17 protein-coding genes are annotated in these 20,564 nt (G+C 37.2%); 7 read left to right on the top strand and 10 right to left on the bottom strand.

Annotated elements, in window-relative coordinates; genetic code table 11:
- Nucleotides 1-3 precede the first annotated feature (3 nt).
- From ACT5E3_RS16830 to ACT5E3_RS16850, 5 genes are all read right to left on the bottom strand, one after another.
- A complete protein-coding gene (locus tag ACT5E3_RS16830; protein ID WP_444994703.1) occupies nucleotides 4-534 on the bottom strand; it encodes a DUF4199 domain-containing protein in 531 nt (176 codons plus the stop codon).
- Between the two features lie 95 nt (nucleotides 535-629).
- On the bottom strand, nucleotides 630-1,040 hold the full coding sequence (locus tag ACT5E3_RS16835) for a helix-turn-helix domain-containing protein (RefSeq protein ID WP_444994704.1): 411 nt from the start codon (nucleotides 1,038-1,040) through the stop codon (nucleotides 630-632).
- A complete protein-coding gene (locus tag ACT5E3_RS16840; RefSeq protein ID WP_444994705.1) occupies nucleotides 1,037-1,414 on the bottom strand; it encodes an NUDIX domain-containing protein in 378 nt (125 codons plus the stop codon). The genes ACT5E3_RS16835 and ACT5E3_RS16840 overlap by 4 nt, the downstream gene beginning before the upstream one ends.
- 41 nt (nucleotides 1,415-1,455) lie before the next feature.
- Complete coding sequence (locus tag ACT5E3_RS16845) at nucleotides 1,456-1,788, bottom strand: DUF2956 domain-containing protein (RefSeq protein ID WP_444994706.1); 333 nt, start codon at nucleotides 1,786-1,788, stop codon at nucleotides 1,456-1,458.
- Between the two features lie 39 nt (nucleotides 1,789-1,827).
- On the bottom strand, nucleotides 1,828-3,453 hold the full coding sequence (locus ACT5E3_RS16850; RefSeq protein WP_444994707.1) for a YiiX/YebB-like N1pC/P60 family cysteine hydrolase: 1,626 nt from the start codon (nucleotides 3,451-3,453) through the stop codon (nucleotides 1,828-1,830).
- 476 nt (nucleotides 3,454-3,929) lie between these two features.
- Between ACT5E3_RS16850 and ACT5E3_RS16855 the strand changes: the two genes are divergently transcribed.
- Nucleotides 3,930-4,955, top strand: coding sequence for a CDP-glycerol glycerophosphotransferase family protein (locus ACT5E3_RS16855; RefSeq protein WP_444994708.1), 1,026 nt, complete (start codon nucleotides 3,930-3,932; stop codon nucleotides 4,953-4,955).
- 4 nt (nucleotides 4,956-4,959) lie between these two features.
- Nucleotides 4,960-6,051, top strand: a complete 1,092-nt coding sequence (locus tag ACT5E3_RS16860; RefSeq protein WP_444994709.1) for a glycosyltransferase family 4 protein — start codon at nucleotides 4,960-4,962, stop codon at nucleotides 6,049-6,051.
- Here ACT5E3_RS16860 and ACT5E3_RS16865 read toward each other — a convergent pair.
- Nucleotides 6,038-7,096 (bottom strand): glycosyltransferase family 9 protein, encoded by a 1,059-nt coding sequence (locus ACT5E3_RS16865; RefSeq protein ID WP_444994710.1) that lies wholly within the window; start codon nucleotides 7,094-7,096, stop codon nucleotides 6,038-6,040. The genes ACT5E3_RS16860 and ACT5E3_RS16865 overlap by 14 nt on opposite strands.
- 94 nt (nucleotides 7,097-7,190) lie before the next feature.
- On the opposite strand from ACT5E3_RS16865, the gene ACT5E3_RS16870 reads away from it, so the two are divergent.
- Both ACT5E3_RS16870 and ACT5E3_RS16875 read left to right on the top strand, forming a co-directional pair.
- Nucleotides 7,191-7,928: a 3-deoxy-D-manno-octulosonic acid kinase gene (locus ACT5E3_RS16870; RefSeq protein WP_444994711.1), complete on the top strand. Its 738-nt coding sequence runs from the start codon at nucleotides 7,191-7,193 to the stop codon at nucleotides 7,926-7,928.
- A 186-nt stretch (nucleotides 7,929-8,114) separates the two neighbouring features.
- Entirely contained in the window at nucleotides 8,115-9,767 is a 1,653-nt protein-coding gene (locus ACT5E3_RS16875) for a sensor histidine kinase (protein ID WP_444994712.1), read from the top strand.
- 94 nt (nucleotides 9,768-9,861) lie between these two features.
- Here the strand turns inward: ACT5E3_RS16875 and ACT5E3_RS16880 are convergent, their stop codons facing one another.
- From ACT5E3_RS16880 to ACT5E3_RS16895, 4 genes are all read right to left on the bottom strand, one after another.
- Nucleotides 9,862-12,438 (bottom strand): TonB-dependent receptor plug domain-containing protein, encoded by a 2,577-nt coding sequence (locus tag ACT5E3_RS16880; RefSeq protein WP_444994713.1) that lies wholly within the window; start codon nucleotides 12,436-12,438, stop codon nucleotides 9,862-9,864.
- A gap of 521 nt (nucleotides 12,439-12,959) precedes the next feature.
- A complete protein-coding gene (locus ACT5E3_RS16885) occupies nucleotides 12,960-14,786 on the bottom strand; it encodes a di-heme-cytochrome C peroxidase (protein WP_444994714.1) in 1,827 nt (608 codons plus the stop codon).
- A 263-nt stretch (nucleotides 14,787-15,049) separates the two neighbouring features.
- A complete protein-coding gene (gene waaA, locus ACT5E3_RS16890; protein WP_444994715.1) occupies nucleotides 15,050-16,318 on the bottom strand; it encodes a lipid IV(A) 3-deoxy-D-manno-octulosonic acid transferase in 1,269 nt (422 codons plus the stop codon).
- Between the two features lie 28 nt (nucleotides 16,319-16,346).
- A complete protein-coding gene (locus ACT5E3_RS16895) occupies nucleotides 16,347-16,598 on the bottom strand; it encodes an FmdB family zinc ribbon protein (protein ID WP_444994716.1) in 252 nt (83 codons plus the stop codon).
- Between the two features lie 287 nt (nucleotides 16,599-16,885).
- Between ACT5E3_RS16895 and ACT5E3_RS16900 the strand changes: the two genes are divergently transcribed.
- The 3 genes from ACT5E3_RS16900 (at nucleotide 16,886) to ACT5E3_RS16910 (ending at nucleotide 20,465) form a co-directional block, all read left to right on the top strand.
- Nucleotides 16,886-18,598 carry a proline--tRNA ligase gene (locus ACT5E3_RS16900; protein WP_444994717.1) on the top strand — a complete coding sequence of 571 codons (1,713 nt, stop codon included), beginning with the start codon at nucleotides 16,886-16,888 and terminating at the stop codon, nucleotides 18,596-18,598.
- A 51-nt stretch (nucleotides 18,599-18,649) separates the two neighbouring features.
- On the top strand, nucleotides 18,650-19,234 hold the full coding sequence (locus ACT5E3_RS16905) for a lytic transglycosylase domain-containing protein (RefSeq protein WP_444994718.1): 585 nt from the start codon (nucleotides 18,650-18,652) through the stop codon (nucleotides 19,232-19,234).
- Between the two features lie 67 nt (nucleotides 19,235-19,301).
- Entirely contained in the window at nucleotides 19,302-20,465 is a 1,164-nt protein-coding gene (locus ACT5E3_RS16910; protein WP_444994719.1) for a patatin-like phospholipase family protein, read from the top strand.
- Nucleotides 20,466-20,564: the final 99 nt, after the last annotated feature.

Genomic DNA, 20,564 nt, shown 5'->3' on the forward strand with positions numbered 1-20,564 from the left:
AAATTAGCTTATTGATGCTTGTTTTTTGGACTGAAATACACCCGATACCACCGAAACAATAAAGCCAATAATAAATACAGTGATAAACATTAAGAAAAAGTTAACCCAAAGGTTCATAAACATCTGCTTATCAGCTTCAAGTTGCGCGATTTGTTGCTGAATTTCAACCTCTGAAGCGCCGCTACTTTTTATATTATCAATATAGTATTGATAATATAAGTCCATGAATTCAGGGGAAATCCAAGTCACATAGATCACATTATAAATTCCAAACATTATGCCAGCTATTGCGCTAATACCACAGCCAATCAATAAGACCTTACCAAACCCTAATACTTCATCAGGATACGAAACTTGATACTCTCTAACAGCTAGAAATATCATCAATAATGACAAAACCATGGTTGAATAACCAATAATTTCGCCCATTTTGAATGTCTCAGGCCCATATCCCATTACGAGCCCCGCAATCACAGGAATCATGACAATAACGCTACCAGATATTAGCCCATATTTTAGAATATTCTTTTGCATATTAATTTCCCTCAAATCGTATGTGTTGTTAATTTAATATTAAATTAACAATTTAAGTATCGTTTTTTCTATCACCCAAATGGGTGATAACAAATTTACTTTATTATTTTCAACAACTTAGCTTCTGCAACAGCTTGTGTACGATTACTCACAGCTAATTTATCATAAACACTACTCAAATGAGTTTTGACTGTATTTGGTGAAATATCCAGACTCTTTGCGATTTCTTTATTGGTATACCCTTCAGACAAAAGTACTAATATCTCTTGTTCTCTTTGTGTAAAATCAGCAAGGCGTTTTTCATCAATATCCACCTGTGATGATGCCTCTGCTCTATTAAATAAATGCTGAGAAACAATAAAGCCAATAACTAAAAATGCAGACCCGACAAGGAACAAATAAATTTCTAATGTAATTTTATAACTGAAAAACTGGTACTCAAGAAACTTAAACCCACTGAGCGCAACAAATAAAATCACACCATATTTAAATAACAATTTAGTCATTGGAGGTTTTGAATAATGGTTAAACATGCAGGCGTCAAAGGCTGGGGTAATGATTTTAATGAAAACCATTGAATTTGCTCACAAAACTCTGGCTCTCTGTTTTCTATTTCCCCTCGCCACTCAGTCACTTTAAAAACAGCATGCCGTATTTTTTGCTCATTATCATACAAGGTTATTAAACGCTCACAATCTAACAACTGGATGCCTATTTCTTCAAATAATTCTCTTCTTAGTGCATCTACAGTATTTTCACCAAACTCAACATGTCCCACAGGGAATGCCCAATAATCAGCATAATGTAAGGTATTTTTGCGTAAACACAACAAAAGTTGATTATCAACCTGCAAAACACCAGATACGATATTCAAATACATATAAGATCTTTATTGATGTTTATTTTGTATTAGTCATTAGACTAAACCTGCATATACCAGTAATAAGCAACAAATCCGAACCAAGATACAATTAATAATCCCCAAGGAAGCCAATTACTTTTAGGCTCAACTAAGCCAGTATCTTGCTGCTCCTGTAGCTCAGTCGTACTAGTATGTTTTACCTTACGTAACTTCTTATCTAATTCGCGAGCTTTCGACTTTTGTTGTTTTTTGTATTGCTCAATACCTTTTTGAATACCTTGAGCAATCAGCTTAGTTTGCTCTTTGGTTTGTCCTGGTCTTTGAGTCGCTTTGGCTACTTTTTGTGCTTGTTCAATAGTTTCTGGAGATGTTTTATTTTTCTTATGTTTCATTTTAAATTCTAATTTAACCAGTTAGGGGCAATTTAAAGTTTATTCAACAGGCATTAGATCAAATTTTACAGGACCATAGTCTGCACTCATCAAACGATTGAAATTAAGTTGTACATTTTTACCAACAACCTTTCCATCATGATACAACATGACAGGCTCAAAAGGACCCCTACCTAATGCTTTTTCTCCGACATGATCAGGTGAAATGGTATAACGCCCTGCCATTTTTTCCGTTGGCCATTGATAATCATCATAAGCGACAAATGCGAGTTCAGAACAAACGATTTTAGTATCCGTTTCTACATCAAAATTAAAATCATACTCCTTACCAATTTGCTTAAACGCACGAATAACATAGCGTTTTAAAGCGCTTTTTTTGACGTTTTTATCTCTCAATACAGCCATATCATCAATATCAAGAAAATGCTTTAAAGTATTAATTTGCACGCCTGGACGCAAAGCTTCAACAACTCTTTTTCCTTCTATAATCTGAGTTTGAAAAGACGGGCCTTGATAATTAAAGCGATGACGAGCATTGGCATAAATTTGTGGCAATAACTTCCATACCCCCAGTGCTTCTAACTGCTCTTTAGAACCAACCCAAATTGCCACGTGCCCCCAATGTCCAGGAATAAAACGATCAGTTAATCTAAAAGGTGTTTTTTCAAGCAATATATCTCCAGGCAACAATTCAGTTTCAATTTTTTCAATATGACTACTTGGCAAATTCTTTAAGTAACCATCACGAGAAGAAATCAATCCAACCGTATTACCAAAAGCCATACTTACACTATTTAGTGACTCAGCACCAATATCAAATAAAATATCCCTTACTTTACTACGAAAACGCTTGGTTCTAAAAGCCAGGTGCTCCCATAGAGTTATTTCTTTTATTTTTTTATTGCTATAACTACCATTAATTAGCAAATTAAAGTAAGTGTTATCTTTATCCTTAGATAGTTTACTTTCAGTATGAGCCAACTCCCATCGACTCACTTTATCATTAAATTCTACGGCTTTGAGAGTGTTTCTATAGTTATTTAAATCCCTAAAATTGCCAGAAATCCTCTCTATAATTTTTTTATCATCAATATTATTTTCATTAATGCTACGCCTAAAATGACCATTTTTATGATAAGGCATTATGGCAATGATAAAATTATCATATAGTGTTAAGGCCGCAGCTAAACCTAATTTAATGACTTTAATATATTCTCGTCCCAACGGATCATTGGGATTAATAAATAACTTGTTTTTATCATTAAAAATTGTTCGATTAACAACCAGTTCTGTTGGCTGTTTAGAGGTAAAAATTAACTCAACACCTTCAAATAGATCACGATAACGATAAGCAATTTGCTTTAATAAAACTTCACGATTTCTTGAATATTCACTGACAGCAGCTTGAATACGAGCAATATCATGGGCATCAAAATACTGAGCGTCTCCTTCCAGCATTTCCTGTTTAAGAAACTCGATTGAGCGCTTTCGTAATTGGAGAGAAATATCTATTTCCCGATGAAAATCTTGAAAATTGGTTTCGTAATCCAGATAGAAACTCTGATGTTTCTGTGTTAGCTGTTGTTGTTTAACAGATAATCCAGCACAACCAGATAACAATAACCCGCCCAAAAGCATTAATATCTTAAATCTGATTTGTCTCATCTAAATAGCCCTAAACCAAACATCACATTGATAACACAATGCACCAAAATAGTTTTTTAGCAAAAAATACAGGACAATAGCAAGTATAAAGTCAGTCAATTATCTCATTTTTACTTTAACAACCCACAGTTGCATTTATAACAATCATTATAGCCAGCCCCCTCTCTATCGCCATATATAGGTCAGACAACGAAAAGAGCGGCAAAAATAACGGCTTTTATTGTGACAATTGATAGTGATTTAGCTATAAAAACTCAAAGCCATCAAAGATACTTGATTCTTTCAAACAATCATCATTCAAGAATAATTTGAGAAGACAAAAAGCCCGTTTAATTGTTACAATTGCCACCTTTTGCGCGATTCGAAACGAATAATCTATTATTCGAACGAGAAATGCTATTTAGCTTGTATTAATTTTAATCAGGCATAGCACTTTCGCGTTTAAATTTTGACCTAACAGTGCTTAAGCTAATATTGTGACTAAAAGATACCTTTTTTACATTTCGCAAAATTATTCTTTTGAAATTCTTCGCCCTATTCAGCAGCTCATCAAAGCTCGGGGAGATGAATGCGCCTGGTTTGTGGAAGGTAATCAAATCAATACCAACTACTTTCAAGCTGACGAAATACAACTGAATAGTGTTGAAGAAGCAATTAATTATTCAGCTCAAGCAGTCTTTGTTCCCGGTAATATTGTCCCCAATTTTATTCCAGGCCTTAAGGTTCAAGTTTTTCACGGTTTAGAATGGAAAAAGAAAGGTCATTTTTCTATTCGTGGTTTTTTTGATCTTTATTGCACTCATGGCAAAATAACAACCGATAAATTCAACCAATTGGCTCAACAACATGGTCACTTTACTGTAAAGGAAACTGGCTGGCCAAAACTTGATCCGCTATTTAAAATGCCGCCTTATGATTTAAAAACAGATAAACCTGTTATTTTGTTTGCGCCGACATTTTCACCCAACTTAACTTGTGCTCTGGCTTGCTACGACGAAATAAAAAAATTAGTTAACACTCAAGAACATTATTGGATAGTCAAGTTTCATCCCAAAATGAACCCCGATTGGATTGGTTTATATCAAAAAATAAAATCAGACAATTTTCAAATCATAGAAACAGACTCATGCTTACCATTACTACAACGCGCTGATATATTAATATCTGATACTTCTTCAATTATTGGTGAGTTTTTACTGTTGAATAAGCCCGCTATCACCTATAAAAATGCAGCCCCTGGCGAATATTTGATTGACATACAACAACCAGAACACCTTGAAAAAGCCATTGAAACAGCATTAACGAATAGTGATGAGCTGATTGAAAAAATTGCTAAAGCAAACCATTCACTCCACCCTTATCAAGATGGTAATTCGGCCTTAAGGGTTCTTCAGGCAGTTGACGAGCTGATTAAACACCCCGTTAAAACACGAAAAAAGAAACCGGTTAACTTGATTCGCAAATTAAAACTGCGAAAAAGATTGAGCTATTGGAAGTGGTAACAGAGTGAATATTCTAATTCTGCCCGATGTTGGGCGTTCCTATAATGCAGTAAGACCCGAAGCGGAAATCTATATCGGATTAGCAAACGCAGGTCACCAGATTACCATTATGACCGACCTATCAGGCGAATATGTTTCGCGATACCAATCAGCCAATATAGAACTGATTGAATTAATTCCTGATAAAAAAGTAGCCTGGCATTCAATCAAAAAAATTCGCACTGTCATTCACAGTAAAAAAATCGATGTCGTTTACGCATCAAAATCTCGAACTATCCCCAATGCAGCATTTGCTTGTATTGGAACTCGTGCCAAAATGGTTGCTTACAGAGGAACCACTGGCGGTCTATACAAAACAGATTTAAGTAATTACTTATCAATCCTTCATCCGAGAATAAACGGTGTTATCTGTGTGTCAAATGCCGTCAAAAACCACGTTAAAAGTAAAGTTCGTCATGAAATAAAAAAACAAGTAACCACCATTTATAAAGGACATGATTTAAGCTGGTATATGACGCCACCGGTACAATTAGACTCATTAGGTATCAATAAGCCAAGTTTCAATGTGCTGTGTATTGGAAGCCCACGAGCACATAAGGGAATGCAATATGTGCTTGATGCCGCAAAAAACCTGAACGATATTGAAGATCTGAATATCATTTTAGTGGGTAACCACTTTGACTGTGAGCCTTATATTTCTCAAATAAAGCAAACAGGCATGGCAGATAGAATCATTCAGCCAGGCTTTCGCAACGATGTTCCTCAAATAGCTGCAGCCTGTGATGTTATGGTGCTTCCTTCTATTCGAGAAGGTTTACCTCGCTCAATTTTAGAATCTCTCGCAAGTGGTACTCCAGTGATTACATCGGCTAATGAAGGCGCAATGGAAATTATAGAAGAAGGTGTTAATGGGCATATTGTTCCATTACGTGATGGTAAAGCTATTGCAGAAAAGGTTCGTTTTCTTTACGAGCATAGAAATCATCTAAAAAAGCTATCAAATAATGCTCAACATACCATTCAATCAAAAATGTCTCATCAAGAAACAGTTAAAAACTATATTGAATATTTTAATCAGTTAATCAACCAACATTAATATCATCAATCACTTTATCAAAAGCTTTCACGACTTCTTCCACTTCAATCAGTCCCATAACCACATCACCTTTCACTCTCTTGCCCCAGCGATGTTGTGTTGATGGTTGACCAGTCTGCTCAATAAGTAATTGCTCATAAACTGAAACAACATAATCTTGGTAGGCATATGGCCCTGTTCTTTTGGGATTGCTATGGGCATATAAACCTATAACAGGAGTACCAACAGTCACCGCCATATGAGCAGGCCCTGTATCTGGGGCCAAAACTAAAACAGCGTGTTTTATCACAACCAACAACTGCTTCAATGATGTTCCACCAATTAAATTAATCGGCTGAAAGTCACAATATGATTCAATCGCTTTTGCTAGCGCTTTTTCCATTTCGGTAGGTGCACCACAAATTAGCACATCTAGCCCTTTTTTATAGGCCATATTAGCTATTTCGGCATATCGCTCAGGTAGCCAATTTCTCTCAGCTTTACTAGCTGCTGGAGCTATTACTATATATTTTGTACCGGAATGGGGCTGTTTTTGCCACCAAAGCTCATCCTCATCTTTAATTGGCATAGACCATTTCAATATTGTGTTTTGCTCAACACCAATTGCTTTGGCAAATCCCATAAAACCATCGGCAACATGTGGTTCATTTTGTGCCGCAATTTGTCGGTTAGTAAATAACCACTGACCTTCCTTAGCCCTGAACCGATCAAACCCCCATCTTTCTCTAGCCTTAATAAACAAAGTTACTAAACTTGCTCGTAAGGCCACCTGCATGTGTAGCAAAATATCAAATTTCCGATTATTGAGTTTTTTCTTCAGCTCCCAATATCCTTTTAGCCCTGCTTTTTTGTCAAAAACAATAAACTCGACTCCGGCTAACCCTGCCACCAGCTGTAATTCAACTTTACCTATGATCCAGGTTATTGATGTATCTGGCCACCGATGTTGGATTGCTTGTACTGTGGCGACAGCATGACAAACATCTCCAATAGCAGATAATCGTAAAATACAAATTGAACGGGGGGAATTTATATTGGTCAGCATGATTCGCTTGATAAAAATTTAATCTTCTTTTTTATTAACTGGTGCTATTCTAATGTAAAATACTGGTGGTCTCTATGTTTATTGGAATAGCAACTTGTCAATCGAGCAAATAAAAACCCAACAATCAACTTTACTACTCCCTAAAATCAACCATCATCTGAGCCGTTTACTTAAAGATGATTGGTTTAATATTGACTTTTGGCGTCAAAAAAAAGCAATTACAGGCCATTCAAGTGGACGAAATACAACTTGGTTCATAGGGCATAAAAACAATGAATGGGTATTGAGACATTATTATAGAGGCGGCTTAATTTCACGTTATATTAAAGATCAGTATATTTTTCAGGGCATGGAAAAAACACGCTGCTACAAAGAACTTGCTTTATTAGAACAAATGTATCAACAAGGCTTACCCGTACCCAAACCAGTTGCCGCAAGAGTACAACAATCCAAGATTGCTTATCGAGCAGATATTTTGATTGAAAAAATTCCCCACACCAAAGATCTTAGCCAATATCTGGCCCACTCTCCTATGACAGAAGCCGAATGGCATTCATTAGGGGCTATGATTGCTAAATTTCACCAAGCAGGAATCTATCATGCCGATCTTAATGCACATAATATATTAATTGATAAAGATACTCTATTTTGGCTGATCGATTTTGATCGTTGTGAAAATAGAGAACCTGATTTGGAATGGCAAAAAGCAAATCTCAAGCGCCTTAAGCGCTCTTTTACAAAAGAAACCAAACTAGGTCATATCAATCATTTTAAAGAGCAGCAATGGCACTGGCTCATATACGGCTACCAACACTTTAGCCACACAGTATAGCCTGTTAGTAACTGATATTAGTCGTATTCAACCAACTCCCTTTGCTGTAACTGTGCTCAGTTTCAGCCGACAGGCCATTATCGAATTAAAGAAAAGGTGGGCAATCTTTGCTATGGTTATTAGTGCCAGTATTAACCAAAATAATAACTAGCTTACTATCCATTAATTAGCTCAAAGCGATCAGTGATGCCAAAAAGGAATATTTCAACCAATTTTCAGACGCTACGCAATCGAATGCTCAATGATTTACTACTAGTTGTTGGAATTTCCGCCTTACCATCTTTAGCAATATCTCTTTCCAGAATAACAATTATGGGTTTTAAACCTTTTATGGCAGTACAAATTGTGCTGGTTTTAACTATCTGGCTAACCTGGTTTTTTTCAACCAAACTTCCCTATCTCTTTCGCACAAGTATTTTATTAATCATTTTGGGCATCGCAACATTTGCCGCATTAAGTCAAATAGGTCCCGCGGCAGACAGTAAAATATTTATGGTATTTTTTGCTTTCAGCTGTATTCTTTTTTTTCAATCTCGTACAGCTTGGTTATTAGTTCTAGCTATCATTAGCTTAATGGCTCTATTTGGTTTTGCCGCAGTTCAACATTGGATTACTTTCGAACTCGATTATCAAACCTACTCTCACCATCCTCTCGCCTGGTTAATTACAACATGGAACATGGGGATATTTAGCTCAGTTTTTGCTTATATGGGATGGCGAATGATTATAGGACTCCGCGAGCAAAGTGAAAGTGCACAAGAGTTGGCAAATCGCTTACAAAAGATATCCGAACATATCCCCGGTGTTATCTATCAATTTAAACTTGACACCAACGGAGTTTACTCTTTTCCCTATGCCAGTGAAGGCATTCGAGACATATACCAGGTTAGTCCTGAGCAAGTAAAACTCGATGCCACTCCAGCTTTTTCAGTAATACATCCCGATGATAAAGAAAGATTAATAGCCTCAATTAAAGATTCAGCAAAAAAAATGACGGAGTGGCGACAAGAATATCGTACTTTATCTTCTGATGGTAAAGTCCGTTGGCTATCGGGGGAGTCGAAACCTCAATTAGATGCGAGTGGAAACATATTATGGCATGGCTTTATTTGTGATATTACCGAGCGCAAAAAAGTTGAACGACTAAAAGATGAGTTTGTAGCAACAGTTAGTCACGAGTTAAGAACTCCTTTAACCTCTATTAGAGGTTCTATTAGGTTAATTAACAGTGGCATACTGCAAGGAAAAGAAGAAGAAATCAAACACATGTTAAATATTGCAGAAAAAAATTCTGTACGCTTATTGTTACTCATTGAAGATTTATTGAACATAGAAAAACTACAAAGCGATAACCTTTCTTTAGAAATAAAAAGTACTGATTTACCGTCTTTCATACAAGAATGTATTGAAGAAAATCATTCTTACGCTGAACAATGCTCAGTTACATTAAACCTTATTCAATGCGATACAATTAAAGTCAACTTTGATCCTCAACGAATGAAACAAGTACTGGCAAATTTAATTTCAAATGCCTGTAAGTTTTCGCCACCAGGCCAAGCCGTTAATATTGAATGTAAACAGCATGATGAATGGCTCTCTATTGTTATAACCGATTTTGGGAACGGTATTCCCCATAACTTTCGAGATAAAATTTTTGATAGTTTTATTCAAGCTGATGCTTCAGATACACGCACATTTGGTGGAACTGGTTTGGGGTTAGCCATTGTCAAAAAGATAATCGAACTACACCAAGGAAATGTTAGCTTTAAAACTAAAATAGGAAAAGGTACGAGTTTTATTGTTAAGTTACCGCTAAAAAACTCTAATGCTTTAAGTTAATTGGATATTTAAATAACTCTCTTTTATAGTATAAACCTTAAAAACTTGTGAGCAATATAAACCTACTCACAAGTTTTAAATACGAAATTAAAACTTATAAATTATAAGTTGCTTTTAAGTAATAAAAACCACCATTAAATCCATAAGGACCAGTTTCATAATATTTTCCACCCCAGTTATTATTAGGAATTCCACCTGACTGAGTGGTGAAATCTAACAGCTCCGCTTCTTGATCAAATAGGTTTTGTGCACCAAGCGATAGCGTAAAAGAATTATTGATAATATAACTGACTTCAGCATCGAATGTGGTTGCTGCATCGGCATCTTTTGCAGTTGCATCGTAATCGACATGCACCGCATAATATTTACCAAAATAATTCGCTCGAACAAATAAACTTAAATTATCCCAGCTCTGAGAAAAAGTAAACGTAGCTCGATGTTTAGGTAAAGCGTCTTCTAAACGTTTTACTTTAAAATCACCGGTAATTGCAGAATGTCTATCAACACTTGTTTCTGTCCAGTTATAAGCCATATTAAACTGGGAGTTACCATCAAATAACTCTGCACTGTAATTAGCAACAAGATCTAAACCTTCAGTTGTGGTATCAAAGTCATTTGAAAAGAAGCTAACCGTGCCGACTGATCGAGGATTAGCAACACCGATTGCCTCCAAAGCCAAGTAATCAGCTTCGACCAGCTTTTTACGATCAGACTGAGTAATACGATCAGTAACTTCAATATGATAGTAATCTGCGGTTAAAAACAAGTCGCCATTTTCATAAACCCAACCTAACGCATAACTTTCTGACTCTTCAGGATCTAACTCTTTACCACCAAACAACTTCGAAAACTCACTGGTTGGTGGTAGTAAAGCAGAATCAGTTAACTCACCATCTTCAAGTGCCGTAGATACATTACTCACATTTGCTTGACCAACTGTTGGCGCTCTAAAGCCAGTACTCGTAGAACCACGCATAGAGAAGTTATCAGTGAATGAATACTGCATGCTTAACTTATAATTAAGCGTATCACCAAAAGTTGTAAAATCTTCATATCGGAGTGCACCACCTAATAAGAGACTTTCTGTTAAGTAGGTTTCAACATCAACATAAACAGCAATATTTCGACGGGTAAAAACGCCCGCTTGTGAAGGTTGAAAGCCAGGAAAACCGTGTGACCCTAAATTAAAACCTTGATCAATTAATGGCCCTGCTAAAAAAGAATATTGATCGCCATTAACTATTTCAAATGACTCTTCACGCCATTCAAAACCACCAGCTACATTCATGTTATCATTCAAACCAATATCAACACTTTTAACTAAATCAACATTGAATGTTTTTTCCAGTTCAATATATTTTCCCAGATAAAAATCAGTTGGAGACTCCATTCCCATTGATGAGTTAATTGTATTCACAATATTAAAGCTGGTTTCATTTCGACCCACAGTTCCACTGATATCAAAGAAGACGTCTTTCAAAAAACCACTATTAATGTCGCCTTTAACTCCTACAGCCAAGGATGAATCGGTCACATTACCGCCAAAGTTAGGCGTATATCCTCCAGGATGAATTTCATTCACCGCAAAACAGTTTTGACCGAGTGCCGTAGTGTTATCTGCTATCAGTAAATAATTGGGGTTATTAAGCACATTATCACTGGTAATATTAATCGTAGGACACTCAATACCAGTGCCAACACCATCCAAATCGCCAACTAATAGAGTAGCGCCATCATCATTCGAATAAATACTGGCTCGGTTATGTGGGTTACGCCAATAAAACCCCCCTTTCACATCACGTTCAGAATAATTACCAAACATGTAAAACTCTTTACTGCTATCTAACTCAAGACCAACATTAGCAAACACTGTCAGGTCATCTTTTATTTCAGGTGAACCCCATATTTGAGCAGGATTTTGAATAAAACTATTTCCTGCATCGGCCATAGCTTGTGCTGCATCAATTTGTATGCTTCGGCTGGTTGCATCAGCATTTTTCAATTGAAAGCTCAAATTGGCAAAGCCTTGCTGGGTAAAAGGTAAACCGACATTGCCTGCTAATGTGGTTGCGGCACCATCACCTTCATAATATTCTCCTTGCTTGAATGAAAACGACCCACCTTCGGTATTATCTTTTAAGATAAAATTCATCACCCCTGCGATTGCATCTGATCCATATTGAGCTGCGGCACCATCGCGTAATACTTCAACCTGTTTTAAAGCAATGCTCGGAATAACAGAAATATCGGGCCCCTGCGCCCCATCATTAATTCCACCGCCTTGAAATGCTATAACAGAAGCTCTGTGACGCCTCTTACCATTGACCAGAATTAAAGTACTATCAGAAGAAAGTCCTCTTAGATTCACAGGGCGAACAAGTGTGGCAGCATCACTAATAGGATTTGCATGAACATTAAATGATGGCACTGTACCCACTAACATATCTAGCATATCAGTCGATCCGGTTTTATTGAGTTCTTCACTACTGATTACATCAACAGGTACTGGCGAATCAGAAACAGAACGTGGAGCAGCGCGAGAGCCAACAATTACCATCTTCTGGACTTCCTCATCATCACTTGTTTCCACTTCAGCCGCATAAGTTGCTTGTGTGTTTAACGCCATTGCTATCGCTAAATATAAACTTTTTCTTTTTATTTGGTGAGTCATACTTTGTTCCCTTACTTAATTGGTTAAAACATTAATATTTACTTCTACACAAATCTTCAATATTCCCCCAAGCTAGCTTTGTTTATAAGTTGCCGTGGTAACGGTTGTCGATAAAAACCAATCAACTAACCATTTGAAGATTAAAACTTAGCCGCTTTACTCATTTATTGTGTTTTTAAAACTTAAATAATGCGTAGCTAAGCGAGCAGTACGCCTTAATAACATTATCTATTTACGAGAGTTATTATTGATTTGAGATATCAGATTTCAATTACATTGTTTTTAACATTTTATCTACTCTAGCTATATTTTTAGGTCTACTTGGCTTTAATCGGCCTAAAAACTCGATTGCCTGACTTGAATTCAGGATAGGAGAATTTAATGGATGAGGTTCTTTTCTTTTATTTTTCAAGCGCTTAAAAAGATTATGTGTTTTCAGTCCACTCAATCACTTTATGGCTATCAAGGCAAACGAGTACATTAACAGCAAGGCTATTATTTTTCTCCCATATTTTTGCTGATTACAGTGTTTTTAAGTACTCTAACAACTCTAAACGCTGACTTTCATTTAACTCTAAGACGCCATAATTATGACCTTGGTTCGAATTGCCAATTAAACTGGTATCAAAAAGAAATGAGTTTTGTTTATTTGAAGTGTGCTCACTTATAAAACCAACCTTTTCAGGATCAAAATAACGACTACCCACATAAAAAGTTTTTGACCGTTTAGATTCTTCTAATAACAGTTCATAAAGGTTAGGAACCGATCCGTTATGTAGGTATGGTGCAGTAGCCCAAATGCCATTTAATGGTCTTGCTTTATAAACAGCCGGATTGTGTTCTTGATTATTTTCATCGGTTTTAGTTTGTTTAGACTGACGAATATTTTTTCTTAACTCAACAAACTGATGTAATAATTTAGTCAGCTTTAATTGATGCTTTGAGCCCGTTGTTTTGATGCCATCACTTAGTGTGTCTGCGGCCCCCCCTCCTTCAAATTCTTCCTTAGCAGCAACAACCGTTTGAATAGGATGCTCTAAAAGGGCACCAACAACCGAGTTTACTAATGGCTCTAATCCGGTTGTTTCAGCCGCGATAACAGGGCCAGCCAATACCAGTTCTTTTCGACCTTCAAACTTACCTGCCGGCCTTGTTGCTAGCATATTAGTTAACTCTTTAGGATCCGTTTTGACTTCGTCTAATGGAGTCAGAACCGCTTTGTAGGGCTTGCCTTCATCTTCACGTTTGATAACTTGATGACAATTAATACAATATTGTTCGTACCACTGTTTGCCTCTTGCTACTTTAACTTGATCAAACGGCGGAAGGTATGCATCTGGCCATTGAGGCGAGCGTAATTCAGCAACCCACTGTTCGAGTAAGCCTAGATTTTCAATTGCTAAAGATGATTTATAATGTTTTTTGGCTTTATCAGCAGGTATATGCAACTGCCCATAAACGCCTAACACCTCTCCGCCATTACGAATTAACGCCCCTATACTTAAAGGACCATTAGGAGCAAACCCAGGCCATTGCACGACATCGGACTGATGTGTTCCCCATAAAAAAGGATAACTCACAGGTGCATCAGACGCTCTTCCATTTTCTGGCATATCATTAAATTTCGACAATATTTGATTGAATATTGCGCCTATAGCATCAACGCGGCCATACCCATAATGAGGTTGCTCCGGGGTTGGGTGATTTACCTGATTACGAGCGGCTAAAATATTTGTTTGCTGCTTTAAAGCCTCCCACAGGTTATCTTTTTGCTTATTTGAACTCCCAGAGCCTAAAACGGCAGTAGCAAAACGAGTGAACTTATCATCTTGTTTATAAGTTTTACTCATCGCATCAACCAGCGTGTTATTGAAAGTTTCAAAATCTGCTAGCGTTGGTCCGCCATCAATCCGAATTTCAATATTTTCATAACGAATTTGTCCAGTATGACAAGCAGAGCAATTAAACCCCATCCATGCTGTTTTGGTCTTTTTATCAAAATCTTTAACAAACCCCACCGCTAAACCATCAGGATTCCATTTGCTTTTCTCACTTGGCAAGTAATTCAAACGTCGCATGTTAGCGTTATCTCTAAACAACGTTTGATTATCGGCTTGTTCTAAATTCAAATACCATTGATACGGCAGAATTCGTGAGCCCTGAGTTGTGAAATAAAAACTCTGCTGCGTATCATTTGTCCAACCTTGTTCTAGTTCAATAATATGACCTATCGCTCCTTCAACTCTTTGTCCAGATTGAATCGCGACACCTTGTTGTTGACTACTACACGATACCAAAAGCCCTATTAACCCAAACGCTAAAACCCAATTCCTATTTTTTACATTCATTATATTTTCCTTACTATTTCGCATGAGGATAAGTTTATATTCTAAAAAAAGTTCATCAGGAGTTATTGAGAAGATGAAGTCGCTAACAAGCCAACGTTAGGCTAGCGAACAAATGTCTCTAACCAATCATGTTATACTTTACAAAATAAAGGTAGAGTAGCCTGAAATAAATTAAAATATTAATTTGAGATTTTAGTATTAAGCTTCATCAAAAAACTGCGACTAGCTGGATGTTTTTTAGCTGAACAATTATAAAAATGAGCTCAACCAGAATACAACGCTTGACTTAAAGACAATAACCGATCAACACAACCACGGTTATCTTGCATTAACGCTATAGCTTGCTGTGATTTGCTTTGTAATTCAGACTTATTTTTAAGTAGTAGCTCTAATTGGCCAGTCAATGCCTGCTGGTTTTTAACTACTGCCATTAAATTTTTATCAATAAGTATCTGACCAATATCGCTAAAATTATAATAATGGGGCCCCATGATCACAGGTAAACCACAGGCCAATGGCTCTAAGGGATTATGGCCACCACGCTCTATCAAACTCCCTCCAACATAGGCAATATCAGCAGCACCACAAAATAGTAACATTTCACCGAGTGTATCTCCGACTATAATTTGAGTTTCTGTTGACGGTTCAACTTGCTCACTGCGACAAACGAACGACATTTTATACGCATCGCATTTATCTTTAAATTCAGCAAACTTTTCTGGATGCCTTGGCACTCCAATGAGTAGCAGATCCGGGAACAACGGTAATAACTGTTGATGCGTCTGCAATACCCAATCAAATTCAGCAGGATGAATACTTGCGGCAATCCACACTGGTCGATTAGCCCGCCACCGACGAGAAAGTTCAGCTTGCCTCTGCTGGATTTCTGCTGAAATTTGAACATCAAATTTAATGCTGCCAACCAACTCTATTTTATTGGAAGGAGTTCCTAACTGAATAAAGTTCTCTGCATCAGAAGAGTATTGAGCGGCAACTTTCGAAATATTTTCAAAAAGCTGTTGAGCAAAACGAGGATACTTTTGATATTTCAGCAGGGACTTATCAGAAAGCCTGGCATTGGCTAACAGCACAGGAATTTTCTCTCTACCGCAGTGATAAAGTAAATTAGGCCACAACTCAGTTTCCATTAATATCACAAGACTTGGTGATATTGCCTGAATAAATCGTCCACTGCTCATAAACCAATCAACTGGCAAGTAACGATGTGCTACAGAATCAGCAAATAACGACTCCACCACTTTTTTACCTGTAGGAGTCGTGGTGGTGACTAAAATTGAGTTATTGGGGTAGGTCTTAATTAATTGCTCAATCAACGGGGCGGCAGCTCTTACTTCTCCAACGGAAGCACAATGAACCATGACAGCATAACGTATTGCCGTGTTATCACCTAATCCCAACCTTTGGGCCATACCATCACGATATTCGGGCGCTTTAATCGCCCGAAAAAGTAAATATAACCAAATAACTGGTGAGATTACATACAGTAATAGTGAATAAACAAAACGATTCACAAGTTAGTAAAACAGATAAGGCTGAGTATCATGACTTAGTGTCTGAACTGCTAGCGGATGAACTAGAGCTTGTACTTGCATCAGAGGACGGACTCTTTTTATTTTTAAAATCTGTTTCATACCATCCTGTGCCTGTTAGCCTAAAACCTGCAGCTGAAACTAGCTTAGCCAGCTCAGGTGCATCGCACTCAGGACAATCTTTTAATGGCTCATCACTCATTCTTTGCAGCTTTTCTAGACGATGGTCGCAAGCATTACATTTATATTCATAAATCGGCATATATCTTAAACTCTACTCTTAAACTCTAACAAACTAAACATATGTTTGATGCCAATATAATGACTTTTTCACAAAATTAAAGGGTTCAGGTAAATTTTAATGAAAATATTTGCACTAAATACGCTTTAGTTAATATGACATCCTTTCATTCACTGTTAAAATACGCAAAAAAATAGCATGCTGTATCAGTTGAACAAGAGAGCACAGACAAAAACAAGCGACTTCTCACCAACTAAAAAATCAATAGTTATTATACAGTAGCATTTAAAACTAAAGAGAAAAATAACATGAGAACAACGCAGTACCTATTAGCCACTTTACGGGAAGATCCAAGTGATGCTGAAACAATTAGTCATAAACTAATGTTGAGAGCTGGATTAATCAGAAAACAAGCATCTGGTTTATATACCTGGCTACCTAGCGGCTTAAAAGTATTACGCAAAGTTGAACAAATTGTTCGGCAAGAAATGGACGCATCAGGTGCAGCAGAGATACTCATGCCAATGGTACAATCAGCCGACCTCTGGGAAGAATCAGGACGCTGGAGTGATTTTGGTCCTGAATTACTAAGAATAAAAGATCGTCATCAAAGAGATTTTTGTCTTGGGCCGACTCATGAGGAAGTGATCACCGCTATAGTACGTGACGAAATACGAAGCTATAAACAATGTCCTGCTGTTTTTTATCAAATTCAAAGCAAATTCAGAGATGAACGCCGACCTAGATTTGGTGTCATGCGTGCTAGAGAATTTCTAATGAAAGATGCTTATTCGTTTCACACGAGCGAATCATCATTAGAAGAAATTTATCAGGTAATGTACAAAGCCTACAGCAACATTTTTGAACGCTTAGGATTAGAATTTAGAGCGGTGATTGCCGATACAGGCTCTATTGGAGGTAGTACATCACATGAATTTCATGTGTTGGCTGACTCAGGCGAAGATGCAATCGCTTTTAGTAGTGGCAGTGATTATGCCGCTAATATCGAGAAAGCCTCAGCTCAAGCTCCCGTAAAAACAGCCTCAGCAGCAACTCAAACGCTTGAAAAAGTTGCGACTCCTAATAGCCAGACAATTGAAGAAATTTGTGAGCAATTTTCTGTTGATGCTAAACAAACCATTAAAACATTACTGGTTAAAGGAGCAACTAAAGAACAACCTTCAATCGCAATCTGCTTACGCGGTGATCACCAGCTTAACGAGTTGAAAACAGAAAAACATCCTCTCGTTGCTTCGCCATTAGAATTTCTTGAAGATCCCCAAGTAAGAGCCGCGGTTGGTTGCTCTATAGGCTCAATTGGCCCTGTTGGCATTGATATACCAGTTATTGTTGACAGAGATGCAGCAACAGTTTCTGACTTCATTTGCGGAGCGAACGAAGACAACTTTCATTTAACAGGGGTCAACTGGGAACGAGATGCACAATTGACTGAAGTGTTTGACTGCCGAAATATTATAGAAGGTGATATTAGCCCTGATGGTAAAGGTCAATTAACGATTAAACGTGGTATTGAAGTTGGCCATATATTCCAATTAGGCACCAAATATAGCCAAGCAATGAAAGCCAGTGTATTAGGTGAAAATGGCAAATCAGTCACTCTACATATGGGGTGTTATGGTATTGGCGTATCGAGAGTCGTTGCGGCAGCGATTGAACAAAATCATGATGAATATGGCATCATCTGGCCAGAAAACATTGCCCCATTCCAAGTAGCGATAGTTCCAATGAATATGCATCGCTCACATCGTGTCACGGAAATGGCGGAAAAGCTCTATAACCAACTTATTAGTGCTGGTATTGAAGTGATTTTTGATGATCGCAAAGAACGAGCAGGTGTAATGTTTGCAGACATAGAACTTATCGGAGTTCCTCACCGAATTGTTATTAGTGAAAGAGGTATTGATGCAGGAACATTCGAATATAAACATCGCCGTTTCAATGATAAAATCGATGTTAAAATAGATGATGCCTTTACTTTTATTCAACAAAAAATGGCCTAAACTATAATAATGCTTGATAGATTACGCTCATTAATAATGATAAGGCTGCTAGTGTTTCTCAAACAACTTAGCCTTATCACTTTATTAAGCTTGTGTTTTATAACCAACGTAACAGGCGCTACTGTACAAGAAAAACCGGATAAAGAATTCCGATTAAAACTTGCTAAAGTCATTAAAGATGCCAGCGATTCATTTGAAGATAAATTTGACGCTGAAGTCTGGCTTTTAGAACAAGCTCTTCGGCTCGCGAAAGTAGCTCCTCACATTCCAGAAGACGAACGGTTAAAAATTTTACGTTTGGTCCACAAAGAAGCAAGTTTATTTAAACTCGACCCGATGTTAGTACTTGCTTTAATTAATGTAGAAAGTAACTTTGACCAATTTGCAATATCAAGTGCAGGAGCAAGGGGGTTAATGCAAGTAATGCCCTTTTGGAAAGCCGAATTAGGCAAACCAGAAGATAGCCTGTTTGATATGCAAACCAATATTCGATACGGCTGCGCTATATTAAGTCTTTATTTAGAAAAAGAAAAACAGCATACGACCCATGCTCTCGCCCGCTATAATGGAAGTAGAGGTCAAAGTTGGTATCCTATGCGAGTTTATAAATCGATGCGAAAAACCTGGCATCCATAACTTTATTAACGACCCGAGTTTTACTAACTCTTTGATTTTTTATTGATACTCGAATTTTATTAATTGAATGAACTCTATTTGTTATAACGCACCTTCTCGCTCAAAAACCGGGTTAGTCTTAACCGGCGGTGGTGCCAGAGCCGCTTATCAGGTTGGTGTATTAAGAGGTATTTCAGACATTATCTACCGCAGTGAATGTGGTAACCCTTATCCAATTATTACAGGCACTTCAGCTGGTGCAATTAATGCTACAGTCATTGCTGCCTATGCACGCACCCCCAGATTAGGCATAAAAAGCCTACAAAGAGTTTGGGAAAACTTCTCCGTTGAACAAATATTTCGTACCGACTTACTCGGTGTAATGTCTAACTCAGGCCGATGGATAAAATCTATTTTTTCTAATAGTTACCATAAAAAGCACCAACTTAGCTTACTTAACAATGATCCACTTAAACAGTTATTGGCCAAAGTAATCCATTATAATAATATACAAGAATCGATTGATGCAGGACAACTACACGCATTATCTGTTACTGCTTCAGGATATACATCAGGCCGCTCGATTTCTTTCTTTCAAGGCATACCAGAAATAAAAGACTGGAGACGCTCTCGACGCTGTGGCAGCCGCACACAAATCGGTCGTAGACATTTATTAGCATCTTCAGCAATACCACTTGTTTTTCCAGCCGTAGAAATTGATCATGAGTTTTTTGGTGATGGCTCAGTTAGATTTTTAGCGCCAATCAGTCCAGCCATACACTTAGGAGCGGATAAAATACTTGTCATAGGAGTCGATCCTACACGAGAAGAATTACCTTATCAGCCCAATATAATCAGATACCCAACAATTGCAGACGTAGCTGGACATGTTTTAGATAGTATATTTATAGATAGTTTAGACAGTGATCTAGAAAGAATTCGCCGGGTCAATAAAACGATTCAACTAATCCCGCAGGCGGTTCGAGAATTACAGAGTAATTTACGACCAATTGAAACCTTCACGATTTCACCTAGCCAGGACTTAAGTCTGTTAGCAAGCAAACACTTTAAAGAGCTACCTCGGCTAATTCAATTCTTTTTTCGACGTATAGGTATAGGAACGGATGAAGGCTCCACAATTTTAAGCTATTTATTATTTGAATCAACTTACACAAAGGAATTGATAGAGTTAGGATATACCGATGCTATACGCCAAAAAGTCGACATTATTAATTTTTTTAACCGAGAATAGAATCAAAAAAACAAGAACGAATTCACATTATATTTAATTTTGCAACGATAATTTTATAAAAAAACTTTTCTTTATAATTTTTAATTCAACTTATTTTGT

Source organism: Aliikangiella litoralis (assembly GCF_052495765.1).